The following is a 21,649-nucleotide window of genomic DNA, read 5'->3' on the forward strand; positions in this document are numbered from 1 at the left end:
ATTGGTGCTCACATACCGGGTGCGTTGGTACAAATGTGGCAGCCGGCGCGGAACCGGAGCCCCCTTTTGGTCGCTGGACAGGCATGACCAAGACCAACGGCAAGCCGCTTCATGCCCCGACGCTGCATCACCTCGAACAGCTCATGACCGGGTTGCTCGAAGGGGTGATCCTGATGGATCCGACCGGCATGATCCTCAGCGCGAACCCGGCCGCGCTGAAGATGCACGGCGTCAAGGCGTTGGCCGATCTGGGCGAGACCGCGGACGATTACGCGGCGCGCTTCCGGTTGCGGTACCGAGACGGTCGCAAGCTGCCACGCCGCGAATACCCGTTGATGCGGCTGCTAGCCGGCGAAAGCTTTCCCGACCTGATCGTCGAGGTCTCGTCGCCGAATGCGGACGAGCCGCGCTGGGTGCATCAGGTCCGCGACATCGTCATGGACGAGGACGGCGGCGATCCCGATTGCCTGGGGATGGTCATCAACGACGTCTCCGAACGGTTCGATGCGGAAGACCGGTTCGAGGCGATGTTCCATGCGAACCCCGCCCCTGCCCTCATCATGCGGGTCGCCGACCAGCGCTATGTGCTGGTCAACCAGGGGTTCCTCGATCTGTCCGGCTACGACCGAGACCAGATCGTCGGCAAGACGCTGTTCGATCTCGACTTCCTCGCCGAGGTCGAGCGCAAACCGTTCGTCAAGGAACGCGTCGCCGCGGGCAAGACCGTCCCGCAACTGGAGGCGGAGCTGCCGCTCGCGGGGGGCGACAAGACGCTGGTCATCCTCGCGGGCCAGCCGATCGAACTCGCCAACGAAGATTGCCTGCTGTTCACGTTCGCCGACCTCGAACCCCGACGTCGCGCACAAATGGCGTTGCAGGCCAGCGAACGGCATTTCGCGTCGGTGTTCGAGATGGCCCCGGTCGCGATGGTCATCACCAAGGGTGACGAGAACCGCATCGTGGAGGTGAACGCCGCGTTCAAGAGCCTCACCGGCTACACCGATCACGCGGTCGTCGACCGGATCGCGGACGATCTCCAGCTTTGGAACAATGCCGCTCAGCGCGTGGAGCTGGAAACCGAGATCCGCGAGCGGAACGGTATTCGCGGCCACGACGTCCGCCTGCTCCACAAGAACGGCGAAATACTCGACTGCCTGGTTTCCGCCGAACGGATCAGCATCGACGGCACGCCCTGCGTCTTGTGGCTGTATCAGGACATATCGGCACGCCGCCGCGGCGAACTCGAACTCGTCGGGGCGATCGACGCGGTGATGAAGGACGCCAACTGGCTCAGCCGGTCGATCATGGACAAGCTGGCGACCCTGCGAAATCCGCGCGCTGGCTCTGGCGCCACGCCCCCGACCACCGAACTCAGCAAGCGCGAGCGCGAGGTTCTCGAACTAATCTGCCAGGACCTCGACGATGCCGCGATCGCCACCCGGCTCGATCTTTCACGCAACACGGTCCGAAACCATGTCGCGCGGCTCTATGCCAAGATCGGCGTCAACCGGCGCAGCGCCGCGATCGTCTGGGCGCACGAACGCGGCGTCGGGGCGTAACGCGCATCAGGCTTTGTGGTGCGCGTGGAACAGCTTGCCGCCTTCGACCACGTACACCACCGCCAGCACGCCGAGTCCGATCGCAAGATAGCCGATCGCCAGCGGATAGGTCGTGCCATTGTACGACTGGCCGATCAGCGACCCGACGATCACCGCGCCGACGCTGGTGATGAACCCCTGGATCGAGGACGCGGTGCCGGCGATATGCCCGACCGGCTCCATTGCCATCGCGCCGAAATTGGAGCCGCACAGGCCGATGCACGTCATGCTCAGCGCCTGGAACAGCATGTAGGTCCACAACGATTCCGACCCCGCCGCGATCACGCCGATGTGGATCACCGACAGCGCGATCAACCCGAGCACCGCAGCCTGCGATATGAGCCGCGTGCCGAGCCGCTCGACCAGCCGACTGTTGGCGAACGACGCGCAGCCCATCGAAAACGCGCAGACCGCGAACAGGATCGTGAACCGCTCGCCGGCATGGAACTCGTCGACGAAGATCTGCTGCGCCGACGAGACGAATGCGATGATCCCGCCGAACGTCATCGACGCCGCGACCGCATAGCCAGCCGAATACCGATTGGTCAGCGTCAGCGTGTATGCCTGACGGAGCGACGCGAGCGACAGCGGCGACCGGCGCTCGATCGGCAGCGATTCACGCAACCGCGTTACCGACCAGGCGAGGACGAACGCCGCAAAGCCTGCCAGCGCGTAGAATATGAACCGCCACGGACCGAATGCGAGCAACACCTGCCCGAGGCTGGGCGCCATGATGGGCACCAGGAAGAAGATCATCTGCGCCACGGACAAGGTGCGCGCCATCTGGCGACCCGAATACCGATCCCGCACGATCGCGACCGCGAGTACGCGCGTCGATGCCGACATCAGCCCCTGGAGAACGCGTGCGCCCAACAAGGCTGCAAACGTCTGCGATCCAGCCGCGAAGATGCTCGCCGCGACGAAGCCGGTGAGCGTGACGAGCAGGATGATGCGACGGCCGTAGCGATCGGCGAGCGGCCCGTAGACGAGCTGCCCTGCGCCGAAACCGAGCATGTAGGCGGTGATGATCCACTGGCGATGGTTCGCAGTGGCGATGCCGAGCTGGTGACCGATATCGGCGAGCGCCGGCAGCATCAGGTCGACGCCGAGCGCGTTGACCGCCATCAGCGCGGCGATGAAGGCGACGAACTCGCCTGGACGCATCAATGGGGCAGCAATTTTGTCGTTCATCGACGTCGCTTAGGACTGTCCCGTCTCGAACGCCACGCCCGAACGACGGTGGCGGCTTATCTGCGATGGCAACTGATCGACGAGCACGGATGCCGTCGACCAGTCGCCGATGCGCTTACGGCTTTTTGAACTTGTAGACGAACTGGTCGGTCGTGCCGCGGATTGCGGGGTCGAACACCGGCTTGGTATGATCGTCGGCCGGATTACGCAGCGCGGTCGACTCGCCAACGAACTTGAACCCTGCCGCCTGGACCTGCGCCTTCACCGCGGCCGGATCGATCCGGTGCCGCGTCTCGGTGCCGCTCAGGCCGCTGCCGGGGGCGTCCGCATGATCGATAACGACGTAGATGCCGCCGCGCTTGAGCATGTTGAACACCGCCTTATCGAATGCCTTCAACGCGCCCTCGCCGCCACCGTTATTGGCGATGTCGTGGTAATTCTGCACGGTCCAGAACAGGTCGACCGGCTTGGGGCGAGGTCGGCAGGTTGGTGGTCTGGACAACGGCGGTGACGTTGGCGAGGTTACGCGCCTGAAGTGCCGGCAGCGTCTTCTCGGCGTATTTTGCGCCGGCTGCTGGCCAGACTGCGTAGACATGCCCCTTGGGTCCGACGACACCGGTGAAGATCCGGGTCCAATATCCCGCGCCTGGCAGGTAATCGATGACGACGTTGCCCGGCCGCACACCGGAGAACGCGAGAACGTCGGCGGCCTTGCGGCGGGCATCGTCGCCCTGCTGATCGGCGCGTGCAGGGTTGGCCAGCGCGCTGGTTACCGCGGGACTGACCTTCTGCGCCTGCGCCGCGGTCGTGCCCGCCACAGTGCCCGCCGCGATCGTCATCGCAACCGCGACGCTCGTCCAGATCGATTTCATCATCCGTCTCCCCACCCTCCCGACGACAGTGCCGGATCGATAGGCAGGATCGGCCGGAAGCCGGCGCTAGTCCAGATCGTTTTCGCTGATGACGACGATCTCCTGGTCGGGATCGCGCGCCAGTGCGACGACGCCGAGTTCGGCGATCTCTTCGGCATGCTGTTTGAAGATCGTCACGGCGTCGCCTTCGGGCGATACCGTGCTGAGCGCTTCGAGCACGTCGTACTGGACTGCGAACTGATAGCGTTCTTCGCTCACTTCGGCCTCGAACTCGACCTGGCGCAGGTCGCTGTTGTCCTCGAGAGTCTTCACGTCGATGTTCAAACGGTCTTCGGCCATATCTTCGCTCCTGCTATGCGCCGACAACAGTCCAGGGGCGGAATCGAGCCATGCCCCGCCCCCGGAAAGTGCCGCCGTCTTACAGTCCGATCTGCAGGCTGGCACGCAGCGACAGCGCGACGCGGCCCTGTTGCTGCTCGGCGTTGAACTCGCCACCCATCCGGAAGATGCCGTTGCCGCCGACGCCGCGCAGCTTGCCGACCCAGCCGCTGGTCCGCTTGTCGGGGGTCAGCGTGAAAGACTGGCCGCCTTCGAACGATGCGGTGGTAGCGCCGAGACCGCCGCCGACGATCTGGCGACGGCCGCCTTCGGCTTCGACGCGGAACCAGCCATTCTCGAACTTAGGTCCGCCGAAGTTCAGCCCGAGTGCGCCGCTGCCGGTGACCGCCAGCTCGTCGCTGCTGCGCGACTGAACGACCAGGTCGATCGCCTTGCCGCCGCCGGTCTCGCTATAGCCGTCCTCCTTGAGCTTGTAGTAATCGATCGCAAGGACCGGGCGGAAGGTGAACACGCCGGTGCCGGCCTCGTACGACAGGCCGCCGGACGCCGCGTACAGCGTACCGTCCCAGTCGCCGTTGGCGGTGCGCGCAACCGCCTCGGTCCCGATCGCACCGCTGAAATCACGTGAACCTGCGAACTGGATCTTGGCGCCCGACGCACGGGCGTTTGCCTGCAGACCGCCCCAATGCCCACGCCAGTATCCGGCAAGCTCATACTGGTTCGACCGCACTTCGTTGTTAGTGCCGTCATCGGCGTCCTGTCCGTTCAGATACGCGAACGAGGTACCGAAATTGCCGACGCCGGTCTTGTACTCGGCGCCTGCCGAGACGCCCCAGCCGCTTATGTCGTAGCCCGCGGTATCGGCGATGCTCTTCGACGTTCCCCAGGCGACCTGGGTCACCCAATAGCCCCATTTGCCTTCGTCCTTGAACGGGCCGTGCGGGTCGGCGAGCAGGCGAGCGGTCGCACGCGACCCCATCGTTACGGCTTCGAACGTGCCGCCCGCATGGTCGGGCAGCATCTGGCGGATCGAGCCGCGGAACGCGTCGGCCTCGGTGATGTTGAGGAACGCGCCGCCGACCTTCGCGTCGTTTCCGAGCGCCTTGTAGATCGCGTCATACGCCGACGCCTGCGAGCGATTGAGGCCGAGTTCGGTCGACGATTTGCGTGCGACATCGACCGCGAGATCGTTGCCCGTGCCGGTCGCGATGCTGCCCTTGTAGAGGAACGGGAGCAGCGTCGTGGTCGCGGTGAGGTTTGCGGCACCCGTCAGCGTTCCCGCGCGCAGGACGGTGTAGCGGCCCTCGGCATCGACGACGCTGGTGAGTTTCAGCGCGAGCTTCGAGTCCTTGTCGAACGCAGCCGTGCCCGCGACCTGGATCGCCGTGCTGGTGCCGCCGGTCTTGTCGAGCGTCACGGCGAGGATACCGCCGCCGCCGACCGACAGCGACGCGATCGAGGCGGCCTTGGTGATGTCGAGCGTGCCGCCGTTGACCGCGACCGCGAGGCCGCCTGAATTGGCGAGCGTGCCGGAGAAGCGCGAGGTGCCGCCGAGCGTCAGCGTGTCGCTGCCGCCGCCGAAGTCCGCCGCGCCGCTGAACACCGACGTGCCCGCGAGCGTGAGCGCGTCGTTGCCTGCACCGAACACTGCGCCCCCGGTGAAGTTGGCATCGCCCGAAAGCGCGAGGCGGTTGTTGCCGCTGCCGAAGCGCGCGGTACCGGCGACGGTGCCATCTGCGACGTCGAACACGTCGTTGCCGCTGCCGAAGCGCACGTCGCCGACGATTGCGGGCGCCGTGATGCCGGTCGCGACCGCGGTCTGGCGGACGATGGTGCCGGTCGTATTCGCCGAGAGGTCGATCGCGACGTTGCGCTCGGACGTCGCCAGCGCGCCGGATGCGCCGATCCCGCCGCTGTTCTCGACCAGCGTGACGGTGCCCGACCGATCGAGGATACCGATCGCGGTGCCGTCGGCAGCCTGCGCGGTCGCCTTGATCGTGCCGCTGTTGCGGATCGTGCCGACCGATGCGCCTACGTCGACCAAGACTGCAGTCGAGCGCGATGCCGCCGTGCCGCCGCCTGCCGCGGAGATCGTGCCGGCGTTGCGGATTTCAGGGGTCGACGCACCCGCACCGAGCTTCAGCGCGGTCGTGCTCGCGCCGTTCGCAGTTGCCGATACGGTCCCGTTGACGCCGATCCCGCCTGCGATCGTCACGGCACCGCCGAGACCACCGATCGCGAGACCATTGCCCTCGACCCCGCCATAGACGCCGCTGCCCGCGATGCCGCCGTCGACGATCAGGCCGAAGCCGGTCCCGGTACCCGCGACCGCGCCGATTGCAACGGCACGCGTGGCCGATCCGATCTGTACCGCTGGCGCCGCACCGAACGAGGTGATCGCCGCGGAGCCTTCGGTTGCGTCGGGAAGACCGTCCTTGTCCTCGTCGGTATCGGTCGTGCTCGCGTCCTTCGGCGGGATCGCGAAGATGATGCCGCCCGACACGTTGCCCGCGACGACGAGCGCGGAGCCGCCCTGCAACAGGTCGTCGGCGTCGAGCTTCGATACGTCGGCAGGTGCCGTCGCATAGCGATAGCCGGTCGAACCGAGCGCGCCCTGTACCACCAGCGCGCCCGTGATGTCGCCATCGACGCGCGCGGCGACCGCGCCCTGCCCGATCGCGGCGATCGTGCCTGCAAGCCGGACGTTGCCGGTGACGTCGGCGATCCGCACGCCGGTCGATCCGTTGCCGGTGACCGATGTCTGGCCGTCATGCGTGAACGCGCCGGTCAGCGGTCCGCCGAGCCAGATGCCCGCGGAATTATTGCCCTTCACCGTGATCGCGCCACTGTTGACGATCGCGCCCGTGTACGCGCCCGCGGTACGGATTCCGGTCCGCCCTGTGCCGGCCGCGAACGGGCCGTCGAGGTCGCCGTCCTTGTCCGTGTCGGTTGCGACATAGCTTTCGTCGATGATGATCTTGCCGGTCGCCGCGTTGGTAATCCCGCCGCCGGTGCCTGCGTTGGCGAGAATGCCGGTCGAGCCGTCGGCGTTGGTGACCTGGATCGTGCCTTCGTTGGCGACCGAATTGACGCTGTCGACCGTTACGGCGGTGCCGGTGGTGGGCGTTACCGAACCGGCGGCGGCGATGCGGATATTGTCGGGCGCCCCAGCCTTGATCGTCGAGGTCCGCACGGTGTCGGTCCGCTTGGTGTCGATCACGGTCTGTGCCTGGGCGCCCGTCGTTACCGCGAACAGGCAGGTGGTGGTCAGCAGAAGACGACGCATACGGAACCCTTTTCGATGTGTTTTCGAGAAGAGGACGGAGACGCGGCCCGCGAACCTTGAACGGTGCTGTATTATCGTGCGGCACAATGGCCGAGGCGGCGCGTTGTGCGGCGGAGATCTTCAGGGAAATGCCAGCATGATCACCACCATCGCCGAACTCGACCGCATCCGCGACGACAGCAAGCGCCTCGTCACGACGCGCTCGATGATGTCGGCAGGCGCGGCGGTCGTGCCGATCCCCGGCGCGGATATCGTCGCGGACATCGGGCTGCTGACCAAGCTGCTACCCGAGATCAGCAAGCGCTTCGGTCTCGATCACGAGCAGGTGCAGAAACTGGAGCCGCAGATCGCGCAGCAGGCGCTGGTGATGGCGTCGAGCCTGGGGAACACCATGATCGGCCGGATGGTGACGAAGCGCATCGTCGTCGCGCTCCTCCGCCGCGTCGGGGCTCGCGTGGCGGTGGGATCGATGGCGAAGTTCGTACCCTTCGCGGGTTCCGCGGTGGCGGCGACGATCAGCTTCGGCGCGATGAAGCTGGTCGGCAATTCGCATGTGGAAGATTGCTACAAGACGGCGCTTGCACTGCTCCCCGCGGATCAGCGGGCGTTGGTCAACGCGAAGGGGTGAACGACGGCGTCGTCTAGCTTCCCTCCGTAAAGGGGGGGCTGGGGGTGGGTAGTCCCGTTCGAGCCACTACCGTTGGAATGTGTGGAAGCCGACCCACCCCCTACCCCTCCCTTTCAGGGATGGGAGTTAGAAGGTGGCGTCGAGTCCGACCCGCACCGTCCTCGGGCGTTGCGGGGTGATTTGCCCGCTCCCCACCTGGAACGGGGTGCCGAGCGCGAACCGGTTGCCGACGCTGTCGGTCAGGTTCGTTATACCGAGCGTCAGGCCCAATGATGGGCGCCCGACCCGTGCGGTCAGCGCGGTGTCGAGATAATCCCCCTGCTCCTCGCCGAGTACCGGCCCGACGCCGAGCCGCGACCGGCCGACATAGCGCGCCCAACCATAGACCCGCAGTTCCAGGTCACGCCCGACGTCGCGCCGATAATCCGCCCCCAGCCGCCCGGCGTAGCGCGCGATGTTCGGCACCTGGCTCATCCGCGCGAGCGCTACGAACAGCGCCGGGCTGGGCTCGGTCACGCGGCTGTCGTTGTAGGTGAAGCCTGCGTCGAGCGTCAGGCCGGCGACCGGCTTCCACCCACCCGCCGCGCTGAACGTCCAGATCCGCCCGTCGCCGATGTTCGCCGTGCTAGGCAGACCCGTCGCGTCGATGAAGTCGGCCTGGATATCCTGCCAGATCGTATGCGACACGCTCGCCGACAGATACGCGCTATCGACCCCCGCCAGCCCGAAGCGCATGCCGCTTTCCAACGTCCGCACGCGATCGTTCACGAACCGCCGCACGAAATCGCTCTCGATCGCCAGTCCGCCCGGGCGGAATCCCTGCTGATACCGCCCGTACAGCGACACCTTCGGCAGCACCGCAGCGATCAGCGAGGCGGACGGGAGTACGCTCGTCTCGATCCGGTCGGCCGTTACGCGTGCGCGGGCAAGCGCGACCGTCTCCAGCCGCGCCGGCGCGACGTCCTCTCCGGTTCCTGCAAGAGATGCCCGCGTGACCCGCGCGCCGGCGGTGGCGGTCAAACCACGCACCAACTGCACGCTCCCCTCTCCGTACAGCGTCGCCTCGTCGATGCTGTTGGTCACGCCCGTGACTGGCGCGGGCGCATCGACCGGACCGAGCGAGCGCGACAGGCGCGTCCGGTTATGCGTGAAACTGCCGCCGACGACCCAGCCGAACCCGTTCCGCACAGGCCGCCATACCCGCGTCTCGTTCGCGATCATGTCGGTCGCGTTGCGCTGCGCGAAAACACGCGGGCTGCCAAGGGCTGACGTCAGGGGGCTGCCGAATGCAGGCCAGTTGGTAGTCGGTAGCGTCGGATCGACTGCTGGCAGGGTCGCGTCGTACCGTTCGGTCAGCGTCTGGCTGACGATCCCGGTCGACGATTTGACCTTCAGCCCGCCGATCGAGCCCGACACGACGACCTGCCCCATCGTGTAGTCCGCGGAGAAGCCCTGCACGATCGCGCTCGACCGCGTCAGCGGCGGCGCGTCGCGGTCCGCGTACTGGCTATCGTCGCCCTTGGTCCATTGCCCGATCCCGCCGACATCGACCGTCCAGCCATTCCCCGCATCGAGCCGCAGCCCCACCCGGCCGCCGCCGATCCGCGTCCGGTTCACGTCGCGGCGATCGAGTACCGGATTGTCGATATACCCGCCCTCGCTCACGCCGTAGCCGACGGCGCGCAGCGCCACGCGCTCGCCGAGCGGCACGTTCATCGTCGCGCCGAGGTCAGCACCCGGATCGCCGTTCCACGTCGCCGAGAGACCGCCTGCGATCGTCGCCGACACCGCGCCCAGCTCCGGTGCATTCGGCACGGTGCGGATGATCCCGCCGAGCGAGCCTGCGCCGTACAGCGTTCCCTGCGGCCCTTCGAGCACCTCGACCGAGCCGATATCGTACAGCCGCAGATCGGGATCGGGCGCATTGTAGCTCAGCCGCAGGTCGCCGAAATATTGCCCCACCGTGGTTTGCGTCGGCCCGGTGAAACTGGAGTCAGCGATGCCCCGGATGAACAGCTTGTTTCGCCCCGCGCCGAGATGCGTCGACGATACGCTGGCCAGCCGCGCGAGAATCGCCTCGGTCCCGCCCGCGCCGCCGAGCGCGAGATCGACGCCGTCGAGCAACGCCACCTGCCCCGCGAAATCGCGCAACCGGACGTCGCGCTTGCTGCCGGTGACGATGATGTCCGCGCCTTGGACCGCCGGTGCCGGCACGGGCACGATCTTCGGACGTTTCACCCGGACTATCGCGACGTGCGGCGCGCGCGCGACGAGCCGCCATCCCAACGGTCCTGCCGCTGCGACGTCAGCGTTTGCCGCGACTGCGAGCCGGTGGAGCGCCTCGCGTGCGCTCATCCGCCCGCGCACCGCCGGCACACGCCGCGCCCAAAGTCCCGGATCGCCGACGACGATGCTCGTCCCCGACTGACGCCCGAGCGCCAGCACCGCATCGCCGAGACGCCCTGCCGGCAGGTCGACCGCCCCCTGCCCCGCCTGCGCGGGAGCGGCGACGGCGAGCGCCGCGACGACCAGACATCCGCGCATCCTCACGAGCGGGAGGACATCACCCAGTGACCGCCACGCTTGCGGATCGCCACCCCCAGCAGCGGCGCGGCGAGTCTCGGATCGCCCACCAGCTTGGCGGTGGCGATGCTGCCGCTGAACGGACGTTTCGCGACGCCTGGGTCGGCGCGCAGGTCGACGCCGAGCGCGCGCGACAGGTCGTCTGCGACTTCCGCCAGCGTCGCGCCTTCATACGCCAGCACGCTGTCGCGCCACGACCCGACGCTGGCGACGTCGACATTGGTCACGGTCGCCTCGCCGTCGCGGACGACCAACCCCTGCCCCTTCACGAGCCGGATGCCGTCGCGTCCCGGGTTATAGTCGACCGCGCCCTCGGACACCGCGACGTGGGTCTCGCCACGCGCGAACTTCACGTCGAACGCGGTCCCGACATCGACCAGTCGCGCGCCGCCGACGCTCACCTCGAACGGATCGCTGTCGTCGTGCCGGACCACGAACATCGCCTCGCCGCGCTCCAGTTTCGCGACCCGCGGGTCGTCGCGATCGAGCATCAGGCGTGTCGCACCACCCATCGCGATGCTGCTCCCGTCGGCGAGCTGCACGGTCCGCATGGCGCCCGCCGCGGTCTCGACCGCATAAGGGTGCGCGCGCGTTTCGATCGCCTCATAGCCGACGAACAACGCCAGCGACGCCGCGATCGCGCCGCCCGTCCAGACCGGCCAACGCCGCTTCGGCATCGGCACGACGACCGGTGCCGCCGCCTCGGCCGGCACGGACGCCGTCATCTCCTCGATATCCGCCGACATCGCATGATACGCCGCCGCATGACGCGGGTCCGCCTCCAGCCACGCGTGGAACGCCGGCCAGTCGTCGAACGCATCGCTGCCGGTCCGGACGACCCAGTCCAGCGCGTGTCCTTCGATGTCGTCATGCTCCGCCATCATGGCCTCCTATAGCTGAAGACGGAGACGATCGTATCAGACCTCATCATAACGTCGCTTTGCATCGATCATCGCGCGATAGGCCTTTCGTAGGTCGCCCTCGACGGTGCTGAGACTCACGCCGAACTCCGCCGCGACCGTCCGCTGCTCGACCCCGTCGATCCGGTGGCGACGGAATATCCGTGCCGCCCGGTCGCCGACCGACTGCAACGCCGCCTCCGCCAACGCCGCCTGCTCGCGCGCGATCACGACGCGCTCGGCGGACGGCTCCTCGGACCGATCGAGCGAAGCGCGGCCGGTCGCCTCTGTCCATTCGCGATCGCGCTTTTCCGCCTGACGCACCGCGCGGTGGCGGTCGAGCATCAGGTTGTTCGCCATCCGGTATAGATACGACAGCGGCGACGCGATCGGCCCGGTCGGTGCCGATTGTATCCGCATCCACAGCTCGTGCAGCAGATCCTCCGCCGCATCGCCCGCACCGAGCGATCGGAGAAACCGCAGCAGCGTGTCGCGGTTCGCGAGGAAAACGGCCTCAAGGCCCGAGGAGTCCATGTTCCGCCCGTGTCGATAGGCCGCCGATCGGCGCTCGACGGCGCCGTGTTCCCGGCGGGACGTACAGCGCTTGGCGGAGAGACACAATCGACCCGCCCGGCACCCTGTTACCGATGCAGCAACGTCCAGCCCTGCGGCAGATAGTCCGTCGACATGTAATAATAGAACAGGCACGTGCCGTCGCGGCGATAAGTCCCGCCCTTGACGAGACCGAGCGCGGTGGTGCCCTCGAACACCGGCGCGCCGCTGTCGCCCGCCTTGCACGTCGGCCCCTCGACCGCGACCCAGGTCGGCAGGCACGCGCCGCCGCACAGATCGCCCGCGGGCGCGAAATCGACCATCGCCACCACCGCACAGCTATACCCGGTCCGCTCGCCGCGATGACACACGAAGTCGCCCGCGCGCGTGCTGGTGCGGTAGCGCCATGTCGCGACGGGCCGCGCGAGCGTCTTGGCGGTGTCCGCGTAGAACAGCGGCGCGTAGGCGATGCCCGGGGCGGTCGCGACGTTGACCTGTACGTCCTGATATCCCCAGCCCCATTGCCCGACGAACGCCAGCGGCCATTCCTCGCGGCTGCCGTCCGAAGGGCGCTTGCCGACATAGGAGAGCGTGTCCGGGCAATGCGCTGCGGTGACCACGCCGTTGCGCACGCCGTCGGACACGACGAAGCCGGTCGTGCAGGCATAGCGCTTGCCATCGACGGTACCGACCACACGCGCACCACCCTCGATCGCGCTGCCTGATATTGGTGCAGGGGTTACCTGATTCACGGCGGGAGCAGCCTCGACCTGCATGTCGACCGGCGGCCGATCGACGACATCGATGCGCACCGGCACGCCCGTCATCGCCGCGATCCGCGCGCGCAGTTCGCCGTTCCGGTCGAGATCGGCGTCGGCGCTGGCGGTCATCACGACGAGCTCGCCGGTCCGCTGGTCCACGCCGAGTCCGGGCGGATGCGGCAGGGAGTCGCGGATCTTCGCCTGATAGGTGGTGATCGCGGCGAGCACCGCGTCGCGCGTCGCGGTGGCGCCGGTGCGGAAGACGATCGGAACGGTCATGCCGCCAGCGACTACCGATTGGTCGGGCACGGGAACGGTACCGGTCAGCAGCACGACGATCCGGTAGGTCGGCAGATGCTCGATCGCGATCCCGGCCCAGCGATCCTTGAAGGTTTCGTGCAGCGCGTCGGTCGCCGGCACGCTGTCGCCCTGCGCACGCAGCCGCCGCAACGCCTCGTCGAACGGCACACCGAACCGCCGCGCATACTCGCCCGCGTCCTGCATCAGCGCATCGACCGGCAGTTGCACCTGCGCCGCGCCGCCGGCGGGCGGGGGAGCGACCTGCGCGGCGGACGCGGTCGCCATGGCAACCGCGAGCAGCGCGCTCGCCGTCCCGCGGATCAAAGACTTCAACATGCAAGGCGATCCTGGAGGCGTTGGGCGATCATGACCTGATACTGCCATGATCTGAACCGATGCTGTCATGCAAGCGAAGCCGGGGCATGCAAGCGATCGGGGTGATTGCGCGCGATCTCGCAAGCGTCCTATCAAGCACGCCATGAAGATCCTGCTCTCCGCCAGCCTCGCCGTGCTCGCCTTTGCGAGTGCCCCTGCCGCCGCCCGGCAACTCACCATCGACGACGTGACGATGCTCAGCCGCGTCGGTGCGCCGACCACGTCGCGGGACGGACGCTGGCTCGTCTGGGCGCAGCGCGAGACCGATCTCGCAGCGGACAAGGGCCGTTTCGACCTCTGGCGGCTCGACCTGACCACGCCGGGCGCGACGCCGGTGAAGCTGCTCGCCGATCCGCAAGTCAACGAGAACGACCCACAGATCGTCGGTTCGACCGTGTATTTCACGTCGGACAAGGGCGGCGAGGATGCGATCTGGTCGGTGCCCGTGACGGGCGGCACGCCGCGGCGCGTCACCAGCTTCAAGGGCGGGTTCAGCGGTTTCAAGGTTGCGCCGACCGGCGACAAGCTGCTCGTCTGGGCGGATCGCCGGCCGGGCGCGCCGAGCCTGGAGCCGGCGATGGTAAAGAAGGATCCGAACGCGGGGGCCGGGCGGACCTACGACCAGCTGTTCGTGCGGCATTGGGATACGTGGGCGGACGGCACGCGCTCGCAGCTGTTCGTGTTGCCGCTGACTGCTGCGGGTGCGACCGGGAACGGCGTTCCGCTGGTCGGCGCGCTGGTCGGCGATGCGCCGTCCAAGCCGTTCGGCGGCGGCGAGGAAGTGTCGTGGAGCCCGGACGGCCGCACCGTCTATTTCGCACTGCGCGAGGCCGGCCGGATCGAGGCGCTGTCGACCAATCTCGACATCTTCTCGGTGCCGGCGGACGGCTCGGCCGCACCGGTCAACCTCACCGCCGCGAACAAGGCGACCGACAACCTCCCGACGGTATCGCCCGATGGCCGCACGCTCGCCTATTTCGCGATGCGGCGGCCGGGGTTCGAGGCGGATCGCCAGGTTCTGACGCTGCGCGATATCGCCAGCGGCAAGACGGTGGCGCTGACCGAGCGCTGGGACAGGTCGGTCGGCTCGATCGCCTGGGCGCCCGATTCGAAGTCGCTCTACGTGACCGCGGACGACACGCAGGAGACGCCGCTGTTCCGCGTCGATGCGGCGAGCGGCGCCGTCACGCGGCTCACGCAAGAGGGCCATGTCGGCGCCGTCGCGATCACGCCGCGCGGGCCGGTGGTGGCGATGGACAGCCTCACCGCACCCGCCGATTTCTTTCGTCTCGGCACCGGCGCACCGCAGCGGCTGACGCAGGTCAACGCGACGAAGCTTGCCGGGATCGACATGCCGACCGTCACGCGGTTCAATTTCAAGGGCGCGAACGCTGACGCCGTCTGGGGCTATGCGGTGAAGCCGTACGGCTCGGCGGGCAAGGTGCCGATCGCCTATATGGTGCACGGCGGACCGCAGGGATCGAGCAACAACAGCTGGTCCTATCGCTGGAATCCGGCGGTGTTCGCGGGCGCGGGCTATGGTCTGGTCGCGGTCGATTTCCACGGGTCGACCGGCTACGGCCAGGCCTTCACCGATGCGATCAGCAACAATTGGGGCGGCTGGCCGCTTGAGGATCTGCAAAAGGGGCTGAAGGCCGCGACCGACAAGTTCGCGTGGCTCGATGCCGACAATGCCTGCGCGCTCGGCGCGTCCTATGGCGGCTATATGATGAACTGGTTCGAGGGGCAGTGGCCGGATCGCTTCAAGTGCATCGTCCAGCATGACGGCGTGTTCGACGCGCGCGCGATGGCGTACGAGACCGAAGAGCTCTGGTTCGACGAATGGGAGCATGGCGGGAAGGCCTATTACGAGGACCCGCAGGCGTTCGAGAAATGGAACCCGGTCAATTACGTGGCGAAGTGGAAGACGCCGATGCTGGTGATCACCGGCGAGAAGGACTTCCGGATTCCGTACACGCAGGGGCTGGCGACGTTCACCGCGTTGCAGCGGCGCGGGGTTCCGTCGCGGCTGCTGGTAAATCCGGGGGAGAACCACTGGGTGCTGAAGCCGAAGAACTCGCGGCAATGGTATGGCGAAGTGCTGGGGTGGATGGACAAGTGGACGGCGAAATAAGCGCCGCTTTCTCCCACAAAATACCTCCCTCTATCCCACAGAATACCTCCCCGGCGAAGGCCGGGGGCCAGTTGGGAAGGTGGCAGTAACGGAGCGCACCCTTAGTTAGCCACGTTGCCCAACTGGACCCCGGCCTTCGCCGGGGAGGTGCGTTAGTGGGGGAGTGCCTTAGTGGGGAGGTTCGGGCTGCCCCGGCAGCCCATGTCCCCGGCTTCTTATGCTCATTTGTTTCCCCGCGGAGGCGGGGACCCAGACTGGGCTCCCGCCTTCGCGGGAGAACAAGGAAGGGCGGGCGGCGTTCTCCCGCTTAGTGCGCCTTCTTGCCCTTCACCGCATGCAACCCCAGCGCGATCGCGCCGCCCAGGATCAACCCGACGATCCCCGAGAAGAACGCGTTCACCGCCCAGTTCACCGCCCCCTTCGCGACCGGCACCGCCGCCGCGGCGCTCTCGGCGGTGTGGTGGATCCAGTGCGGCACGGCGGTGAACCCGAAATCCTCGACGCCGTGGACGATGATCTGGCCGCCGACCCACACCATCGCCGCGGTCCCGATCACCGACAGCGCCGACATCACCAGCGGCATGCCCTTCACCAGCCCGCGCCCGAGCGCCTGCACCGCCGCGCCGTTGCGCTGCGCCAGATGCAGGCCGATGTCGTCCATCTTCACGATCAGCGCGACCACGCCGTACACCGCGATCGTGATGACGATGCCGACCAGCGCGAGCACGATCGCCTGCTCCCAGATCGGCTTGGTCGCGACGTCCGACAACGCGATTACCATGATCTCGGCGGACAGGATGAAGTCGGTGCGGATCGCGCCCGAGACCTTTTGCGCTTCGAGCGTCGCCGCATCGACCGGCGCCTCGACGACCTCTTCGGCATGACCGCCGCCGAACGCCTCGAGGATCTTCTCCGCGCCCTCGAAGCACAGATACGTGCCGCCGAGCATCAGCAACGGCGTCAGCAGCCACGGTGCGAACGCGCTCAACGCGAGCGCCGCGGGAAGAATGAAGACCAGCTTGTTGCGGAACGAGCCGAGCGCGATCTTGCCGATCATCGGCAGTTCGCGCTTCGGCTCGAACCCGACCATGTAGCGCGGCGTCACCGCGGCATCGTCGACCACCACGCCGATCGCCTTGCTGCCCGCCTTGCCGGTGGTCGCGGCGATATCGTCGAGGCTGGCGGCGGCGAGCTTGGTGATCCCGGCAATGTCGTCGAGCAGTGCGACCAGTCCTGTGGGCATCGAGTCTGTCCTTAGCGTAGGTTTACGCGCTCGGTAACGTGACAGGATTGTCATGCAACGGCTTTCGCACTTGCGGTAGTGCACGGCGGGCGGAATGGTTGCGGCCACGACGACCCAAGCGACAGGATCCGCCATGCTCCCCTCCCCGAACGACGACTTCATCACGAACCTGCCCAAGGCCGAACTCCACCTCCATATCGAGGGCAGCCTGGAGCCCGAACTGATGTTCGCGCTGGCCGAGCGCAACAAGGTCGCGATCCCGTTCAAGAGCGTCGAGGACGTCCGCGCGGCGTACAGCTTCACCAATCTGCAGACCTTCCTCGACATCTATTACGCCGGCGCCGCAGTGCTCCAGACCGAGGAGGATTTCCGCGATCTGGCGGTCGCCTATTTCGACCGCGTCGCGCAGGACGGCGTGGTCCATGCCGAGATCTTCTTCGACCCGCAGACCCACACGCATCGCGGCATACCCTTCGATGTCGTCGCGCGCGGGCTGTTCGCCGGCATCGACGAAGCGCAGGAGAAGCACGGCATGTCGGTCGGGCTGATCATGAGCTTCCTCCGCCATCTCGACGAGGAAGACGCGTTCAAGACCTTCGCGCAGGCGGAGCCGTGGCTCGACCAGTTTATCGGCGTCGGGCTCGATTCGTCGGAGGTCGGCCATCCGCCGTCGAAGTTCGCGCGCGTATTCGCGGCGTCCGCGGATGCCGGGCTGATGCTGTGCGCGCATGCCGGCGAGGAGGGCCCGCCCGCGTATATCCACGAGGCGCTCGACATCCTCCAGGTCGACCGGATCGACCACGGCAATCGCGCGCTTGAGGATCCCGCGCTGGTCGCCCGCCTCGCCCGCGATGCGATGACGCTGACGGTGTGCCCGCTGTCGAACGTCGCGCTGCGCAACGTCGACCGGCTGGAGAATCACCCGATCGACCGGATGCTCGATCTCGGCCTGCGCGCGACGATCCATTCGGACGATCCGGCCTATTTCGGCGGCTATATCGGAGAGAATTTCCGCCAGACCGCGCGCGCCAAGAATCTGTCGCGCGAGCAGGTGGTGACGCTCGCGCGCAACAGCTTCCTCGGCAGCTTCCTCGACGACGAGGCGCTCAGCGGCCATCTCGCGACGCTGGATGCATACGTCAAAGCGCATCCATGATCGGACGTTTCCTGGCGGTCTTCGAGCCGTTCATCCTGATGCTGCTCGGCACCGTCGTGCTGGCGAGCCTGTTGCCGGCCCGCGGCGAGATGGCGACGATCGTCGGCTACGCGGCGGATATCGGCATCGTCCTGCTGTTCTTCTTGCACGGCGCGAAGCTGTCGCGCGAGGCGATCCTGTCGGGCCTGCGCAACTGGAAGCTGCATCTCGCGGTGCTGGCGGTGACGTTCGTTGCGTTCCCGCTGTTCGGCCTGGGGCTCAGCGCACTGCCGTTCGTGAATGGACCGCTCGCTGCCGGGCTGCTGTTCCTGACGCTGCTCCCCTCGACCGTCCAGTCGTCTATTGCTTTTACCGCGATCGCGCGCGGCAACGTCGCGGCGGCGGTGTGCAGCGCGTCGTTCTCCAACCTGCTCGGCATCCTCGTTACCCCCGCTTTGGTCGCGCTGCTGATGGAGACGTCGGGCAGCGGCGGGATCTCGATCGACAGCATCGAGGCAATCGTCCTGCAACTGCTCGTGCCGTTCGTCGCCGGGCATCTGCTGCGTCCGTGGATCGGCACGTGGGTCACGCGGCAGAAAGCGATGCTCACCGTGGTCGATCGCGGCTCGATCCTGCTGGTCGTCTACAGCGCGTTCGGTGCCGCTGTGGTCGAGGGGCTGTGGACCAAATTGTCGCTCGGCGACCTGATCCTGATCGGCCTGCTGTGCGCCGCGCTGCTCGCGTTCGTCCTCGCGCTCACCTTCGCGGTCGCGCGGCTGATGAAACTGCCGCGCGAAGATGCGATCGTGCTGCAATTCTGCGGCTCCAAGAAGAGCCTCGCATCCGGGGTGCCGATGGCCGGCGTGCTGTTCCCGCCCGCGCAGGTCGGCGTGATCCTGTTGCCCGTGATGCTGTTCCATCAGTTGCAGCTGATCGCCTGCGCCGTGATCGCGCGCCGCTATGCCGAGAGCGCGCCCGATAGTATTGATTTCGATCAGCATAACCGGACCTGACTGGTATTTGCTTTGTTCCGCCCGTATCGGCAAGGCATCGTCTCTGACTAGGAGACGATGGTGCCGACGAATGCGCCCAACGACATTGGCCTGGACCTGACGGCGTGTGACCGGGAGCCGATCCATATTCCCGGCGCAATCCAGCCGCACGGGCTGTTGCTGGTAGCAGACGCTGACTCGGGCAGGATTATTGCGGGCGCGGGCGATCTAGAGGCCCGTCTGTCGGCCAGCTGGCTCGGTGGCGATCTTTCGGTCCTGATTGCGCAGGACGTTGGTGCGTTGCTTGCCGAACAGACAGGGCGCAGCGGGACGATCGTGGCGGCACCGGTGACAGGGCTCACCGAACGGCTCGACGTAACGATCCACCGCGACGGCGATCGGTTGCTGGTAGAACTCGAACCTGTCGAGGCGGTCCCGCCGACTGCGGCGCAGATGCTCGGCTTGCTAAACGCGATGGCGACCGGGTTCGAGCGCGCCAGTAATCTCCAGGCGTTGTGCGAACGGGCTGCGACCGCATTCCGGCAACTGACCGGTTTCGATCGTGTCATGGTCTACCGCTTCCTGGACGACGAAGCCGGCCGCGTCATGGCGGAGGATCGCGCGCCTGAGTTGGGGACGTTTCTCAATCACCACTTTCCCGCCTCCGACATCCCGAAACAGGCGCGCGCGCTGTACGTGAGAAACCGGACACGGACGATCCCACAGATCGAGTATACGCCTGCAATGTTGCGACCCGCCGGGTTCGAGACGCTTGATCTGAGCGATGTCACGCTGCGCAGCGTGTCGCCGATCCACCTGCGCTATCTGTCCAACATGGGCGTAGCGGCGTCGGCATCGATCTCGATCGTCAAGGACGGGTTGTTGTGGGGGTTAATAGCCTGTCATCACGGCTCACCCAAGGCCCTGACCCCGGACATTCGCGCGGCGTCGGCGACGCTGGCCAGTGGTCTTGCGCGCCAGATCCGCGCGAAGGAGGAGGCCGAGACGTACCGCGAACGGCTGCGGCTACGCGCTGCGGAGGATATGGTAACCCCCCAGCTGGCGACCGAACCAGCCCCGCGCCGTATCGTTACCGCGCTGCGAGACGATCTACGACGAATGTTCGACGGCGACGGGTTTGCCTATGTCGAGGGCGGCATCGTCGATACCGATGGCCGGTGTCCGTCCAAGGACGACATTCTGGATTTGGCTGCCTGGGTGCGCACGCGCGGGGGGATCGAGCCTTTCTCGACGCACGAACTGTTCTCGGTCTTACCTCGTGCGCGCGCCTATTCTTCTACGGCGAGTGGTATTCTCGCGCTGCCCTTGGTCGACGAGGGCGCGATGCTTTTGTGGTTCCGTGCCGAGCATATCGAAGAAGTCAAATGGGCGGGCAATCCGCACAAGGCCGTGTCCGTCGATCCGAATGCGATGCTGACGCCGCGTACGTCGTTCGAGTCCTGGACGCAGTCGGTCAGCGGCCGTTCGCGGCGCTGGACACGCGAGGAGATCGAGGCTGCACACCGTCTGCGTCGGGCATTCCACGACGCGCACGTGAACCAGCGGCTGCGGTCGCTGAACGTCGATCTGCAGCGTACGCTCGCCGACAAGGACGCGTTGATCGCGCAGAAGGACGTGTTGATGAAAGAGGTCAATCACCGCGTCCAGAACAGTCTCCAGCTGGTTGCAGCCTTCCTGTCGTTGCAGGCGAAATCGTCCGACAACGCGCAAGTGAAGGAGCACCTTGCCGAAGCGCAGGCGAGATTGGCTGCCGTCGCGCTGGTGCACCGCAGGTTATATCGCGACGATCAGGTCGAGTCGATCGACCTGTCGCGCTATATCGAAGAACTGGCGGGGGACATGAAGACTTCGCTCGGCGACGACTGGGCGTCGCAGATGACGCTCGATCTGGCACCCGTCCTGGTTGCCACCGATCGTGCGGTGAACATCGGCCTGGTGCTGACCGAACTCGTCATCAACGCCAGCAAATATGCGTATCGCGGACAGGCCGGCCCGATCCAGATCATTCTGGAACAACATCGCAACCGGTTGCGGCTGATCGTCGCGGATCACGGCGTCGGCAAGTCGGGCAACCGAGTAGGGTTCGGCAGCCGAATGATGACCGCGATCGTTGCCGGACTGTCGGGTACGATCGAGCATGACGACAACATGCCGGGCCTGCGCGTGATCCTGAGCGCACCGATAGACGAAGTGCGCTGACGGCCGGGGCACGCAGCCCCGGCGAGGTATCTGGAACGCGTGGTTCAATTCCCTCGCTTCAAGTCACAGGCAGTAGTCCGACCTCAACTGGGGATGAGATTTCTTGCGCCGGGGATTAGCACTCGTGCGCTTCGACGGCGAAAGGCCCCTGCGCTCGGATAACTTCGGGTCTATTCCCACCAGTTTTACCTAAGTAACGCCAAGGGCTTAGCCAATAGAACGGCTATGATGTAAAATATAATCCCAAAACGACCGTAATTTTGCTATTCGTCGTGCCAGAAGTCGGGGTCGTTAGATGAATATCAAAGTTATAGTGGCGAGCTTAATGCTCGCTGCTGCGGTTGCAGCGGTGCTGCGGTGGCGGCGCAAACTTGCACGCGCGAAACGCTATGGCGAGCGCCGACATCGGCAACGCAAAGCTATTCGCCACGACAATTGGGCAAAGGCCTGGTTGCGAGAAAATCCTGCGCGTCGCATGATCGACAAGCGCCGCTACAGGTCGCCGAGCAGGACCGATCAGACATTGTAATCCTATAGTAGC

17 protein-coding genes are annotated in these 21,649 nt (G+C 66.5%); 7 read left to right on the forward strand and 10 right to left on the reverse strand.

Annotation, left to right across the window (positions count from 1 at the left end):
• Window positions 1-83: 83 nt before the first annotated feature.
• The gene (locus tag QFZ54_RS11580; RefSeq protein ID WP_307087216.1) at window positions 84-1,559 is read left to right on the forward strand and encodes a helix-turn-helix transcriptional regulator; all 1,476 of its coding nucleotides are present in this window, start codon (window positions 84-86) and stop codon (window positions 1,557-1,559) included.
• A gap of 6 nt (window positions 1,560-1,565) precedes the next feature.
• Here QFZ54_RS11580 and QFZ54_RS11585 read toward each other — a convergent pair whose 3' ends face one another.
• The 5 genes from QFZ54_RS11585 to QFZ54_RS11605 all read right to left on the reverse strand — a co-directional run bounded on the left by QFZ54_RS11585 (window position 1,566) and on the right by QFZ54_RS11605 (window position 7,286).
• A complete protein-coding gene (locus tag QFZ54_RS11585) occupies window positions 1,566-2,762 on the reverse strand; it encodes a multidrug effflux MFS transporter (RefSeq protein WP_307089411.1) in 1,197 nt (398 codons plus the stop codon).
• Between the two features lie 142 nt (window positions 2,763-2,904).
• The gene (locus QFZ54_RS11590; RefSeq protein ID WP_307087219.1) at window positions 2,905-3,234 is read right to left on the reverse strand and encodes a hypothetical protein; all 330 of its coding nucleotides are present in this window, start codon (window positions 3,232-3,234) and stop codon (window positions 2,905-2,907) included.
• Window positions 3,206-3,661 carry a hypothetical protein gene (locus QFZ54_RS11595; protein WP_307087221.1) on the reverse strand — a complete coding sequence of 152 codons (456 nt, stop codon included), beginning with the start codon at window positions 3,659-3,661 and terminating at the stop codon, window positions 3,206-3,208. The genes QFZ54_RS11590 and QFZ54_RS11595 overlap by 29 nt, the downstream gene beginning before the upstream one ends.
• Before the next feature lie 66 nt (window positions 3,662-3,727).
• Window positions 3,728-4,000: a DUF1488 family protein gene (locus QFZ54_RS11600; protein WP_307087222.1), complete on the reverse strand. Its 273-nt coding sequence runs from the start codon at window positions 3,998-4,000 to the stop codon at window positions 3,728-3,730.
• 79 nt (window positions 4,001-4,079) lie between these two features.
• Window positions 4,080-7,286: an autotransporter outer membrane beta-barrel domain-containing protein gene (locus QFZ54_RS11605; protein ID WP_307087223.1), complete on the reverse strand. Its 3,207-nt coding sequence runs from the start codon at window positions 7,284-7,286 to the stop codon at window positions 4,080-4,082.
• A gap of 136 nt (window positions 7,287-7,422) precedes the next feature.
• Here QFZ54_RS11605 and QFZ54_RS11610 point away from each other — a divergent pair, with 136 nt between their 5' ends.
• Complete coding sequence (locus tag QFZ54_RS11610) at window positions 7,423-7,914, forward strand: hypothetical protein (RefSeq protein WP_307087225.1); 492 nt, start codon at window positions 7,423-7,425, stop codon at window positions 7,912-7,914.
• A 126-nt stretch (window positions 7,915-8,040) separates the two neighbouring features.
• On the opposite strand, the gene QFZ54_RS11615 is transcribed toward QFZ54_RS11610, so the two are convergent.
• From QFZ54_RS11615 to QFZ54_RS11630, 4 genes are all read right to left on the reverse strand, one after another.
• Entirely contained in the window at window positions 8,041-10,458 is a 2,418-nt protein-coding gene (locus tag QFZ54_RS11615) for a TonB-dependent receptor (protein ID WP_307087226.1), read from the reverse strand.
• A 2-nt stretch (window positions 10,459-10,460) separates the two neighbouring features.
• Complete coding sequence (locus tag QFZ54_RS11620) at window positions 10,461-11,378, reverse strand: FecR family protein (protein ID WP_307087229.1); 918 nt, start codon at window positions 11,376-11,378, stop codon at window positions 10,461-10,463.
• A gap of 36 nt (window positions 11,379-11,414) precedes the next feature.
• Window positions 11,415-11,930, reverse strand: a complete 516-nt coding sequence (locus tag QFZ54_RS11625; RefSeq protein WP_307087231.1) for a sigma-70 family RNA polymerase sigma factor — start codon at window positions 11,928-11,930, stop codon at window positions 11,415-11,417.
• 107 nt (window positions 11,931-12,037) lie between these two features.
• Entirely contained in the window at window positions 12,038-13,345 is a 1,308-nt protein-coding gene (locus QFZ54_RS11630) for a hypothetical protein (RefSeq protein ID WP_307087233.1), read from the reverse strand.
• A gap of 142 nt (window positions 13,346-13,487) precedes the next feature.
• Between QFZ54_RS11630 and QFZ54_RS11635 the strand changes: the two genes are divergently transcribed.
• Window positions 13,488-15,518: a S9 family peptidase gene (locus tag QFZ54_RS11635; RefSeq protein ID WP_307087235.1), complete on the forward strand. Its 2,031-nt coding sequence runs from the start codon at window positions 13,488-13,490 to the stop codon at window positions 15,516-15,518.
• A gap of 307 nt (window positions 15,519-15,825) precedes the next feature.
• Here the strand turns inward: QFZ54_RS11635 and QFZ54_RS11640 are convergent, their stop codons facing one another.
• Window positions 15,826-16,761 carry a DUF808 domain-containing protein gene (locus tag QFZ54_RS11640; RefSeq protein WP_307087237.1) on the reverse strand — a complete coding sequence of 312 codons (936 nt, stop codon included), beginning with the start codon at window positions 16,759-16,761 and terminating at the stop codon, window positions 15,826-15,828.
• Window positions 16,762-16,894: 133 nt separating this feature from the next.
• Here QFZ54_RS11640 and QFZ54_RS11645 point away from each other — a divergent pair, with 133 nt between their 5' ends.
• From QFZ54_RS11645 to QFZ54_RS11660, 4 genes are all read left to right on the forward strand, one after another.
• A complete protein-coding gene (locus QFZ54_RS11645; protein WP_307087239.1) occupies window positions 16,895-17,917 on the forward strand; it encodes an adenosine deaminase in 1,023 nt (340 codons plus the stop codon).
• Complete coding sequence (locus tag QFZ54_RS11650; protein WP_307087241.1) at window positions 17,914-18,909, forward strand: bile acid:sodium symporter family protein; 996 nt, start codon at window positions 17,914-17,916, stop codon at window positions 18,907-18,909. Before QFZ54_RS11645 ends, QFZ54_RS11650 begins: the two co-directional genes overlap by 4 nt.
• A 57-nt stretch (window positions 18,910-18,966) precedes the next feature.
• Window positions 18,967-21,108 (forward strand): histidine kinase dimerization/phosphoacceptor domain -containing protein, encoded by a 2,142-nt coding sequence (locus tag QFZ54_RS11655; protein WP_307087243.1) that lies wholly within the window; start codon window positions 18,967-18,969, stop codon window positions 21,106-21,108.
• 295 nt (window positions 21,109-21,403) lie between these two features.
• The gene (locus QFZ54_RS11660) at window positions 21,404-21,637 is read left to right on the forward strand and encodes a hypothetical protein (RefSeq protein WP_307087245.1); all 234 of its coding nucleotides are present in this window, start codon (window positions 21,404-21,406) and stop codon (window positions 21,635-21,637) included.
• Window positions 21,638-21,649: the final 12 nt, after the last annotated feature.

The organism is Sphingomonas faeni (assembly GCF_030817315.1).
Classification (GTDB): Bacteria; Pseudomonadota; Alphaproteobacteria; order Sphingomonadales; family Sphingomonadaceae; genus Sphingomonas; species Sphingomonas faeni_C.

Excerpts from the sequence above, each read along its gene's own strand:
- QFZ54_RS11650 (WP_307087241.1), top strand. The coding sequence starts at position 17,914 with ATGATCGGACGTTTCCTGGCGGTCTTCGAGCCGTTCATCCTGATGCTG.
- QFZ54_RS11635 (WP_307087235.1), top strand. The coding sequence starts at position 13,488 with ATGAAGATCCTGCTCTCCGCCAGCCTCGCCGTGCTCGCCTTTGCGAGT.
- QFZ54_RS11605 (WP_307087223.1), bottom strand. The coding sequence starts at position 7,286 with ATGCGTCGTCTTCTGCTGACCACCACCTGCCTGTTCGCGGTAACGACG.
- QFZ54_RS11630 (WP_307087233.1), bottom strand. The coding sequence starts at position 13,345 with ATGTTGAAGTCTTTGATCCGCGGGACGGCGAGCGCGCTGCTCGCGGTT.
- QFZ54_RS11600 (WP_307087222.1), bottom strand. The coding sequence starts at position 4,000 with ATGGCCGAAGACCGTTTGAACATCGACGTGAAGACTCTCGAGGACAAC.
- QFZ54_RS11640 (WP_307087237.1), bottom strand. The coding sequence starts at position 16,761 with ATGCCCACAGGACTGGTCGCACTGCTCGACGACATTGCCGGGATCACC.
- QFZ54_RS11645 (WP_307087239.1), top strand. The coding sequence starts at position 16,895 with ATGCTCCCCTCCCCGAACGACGACTTCATCACGAACCTGCCCAAGGCC.
- QFZ54_RS11580 (WP_307087216.1), top strand. The coding sequence starts at position 84 with ATGACCAAGACCAACGGCAAGCCGCTTCATGCCCCGACGCTGCATCAC.
- QFZ54_RS11585 (WP_307089411.1), bottom strand. The coding sequence starts at position 2,762 with ATGCGTCCAGGCGAGTTCGTCGCCTTCATCGCCGCGCTGATGGCGGTC.
- QFZ54_RS11625 (WP_307087231.1), bottom strand. The coding sequence starts at position 11,930 with ATGGACTCCTCGGGCCTTGAGGCCGTTTTCCTCGCGAACCGCGACACG.
- QFZ54_RS11615 (WP_307087226.1), bottom strand. The coding sequence starts at position 10,458 with ATGCGCGGATGTCTGGTCGTCGCGGCGCTCGCCGTCGCCGCTCCCGCG.
- QFZ54_RS11610 (WP_307087225.1), top strand. The coding sequence starts at position 7,423 with ATGATCACCACCATCGCCGAACTCGACCGCATCCGCGACGACAGCAAG.
- QFZ54_RS11620 (WP_307087229.1), bottom strand. The coding sequence starts at position 11,378 with ATGGCGGAGCATGACGACATCGAAGGACACGCGCTGGACTGGGTCGTC.
- QFZ54_RS11660 (WP_307087245.1), top strand. The coding sequence starts at position 21,404 with ATGAATATCAAAGTTATAGTGGCGAGCTTAATGCTCGCTGCTGCGGTT.
- QFZ54_RS11655 (WP_307087243.1), top strand. The coding sequence starts at position 18,967 with ATGGTGCCGACGAATGCGCCCAACGACATTGGCCTGGACCTGACGGCG.
- QFZ54_RS11595 (WP_307087221.1), bottom strand. The coding sequence starts at position 3,661 with ATGAAATCGATCTGGACGAGCGTCGCGGTTGCGATGACGATCGCGGCG.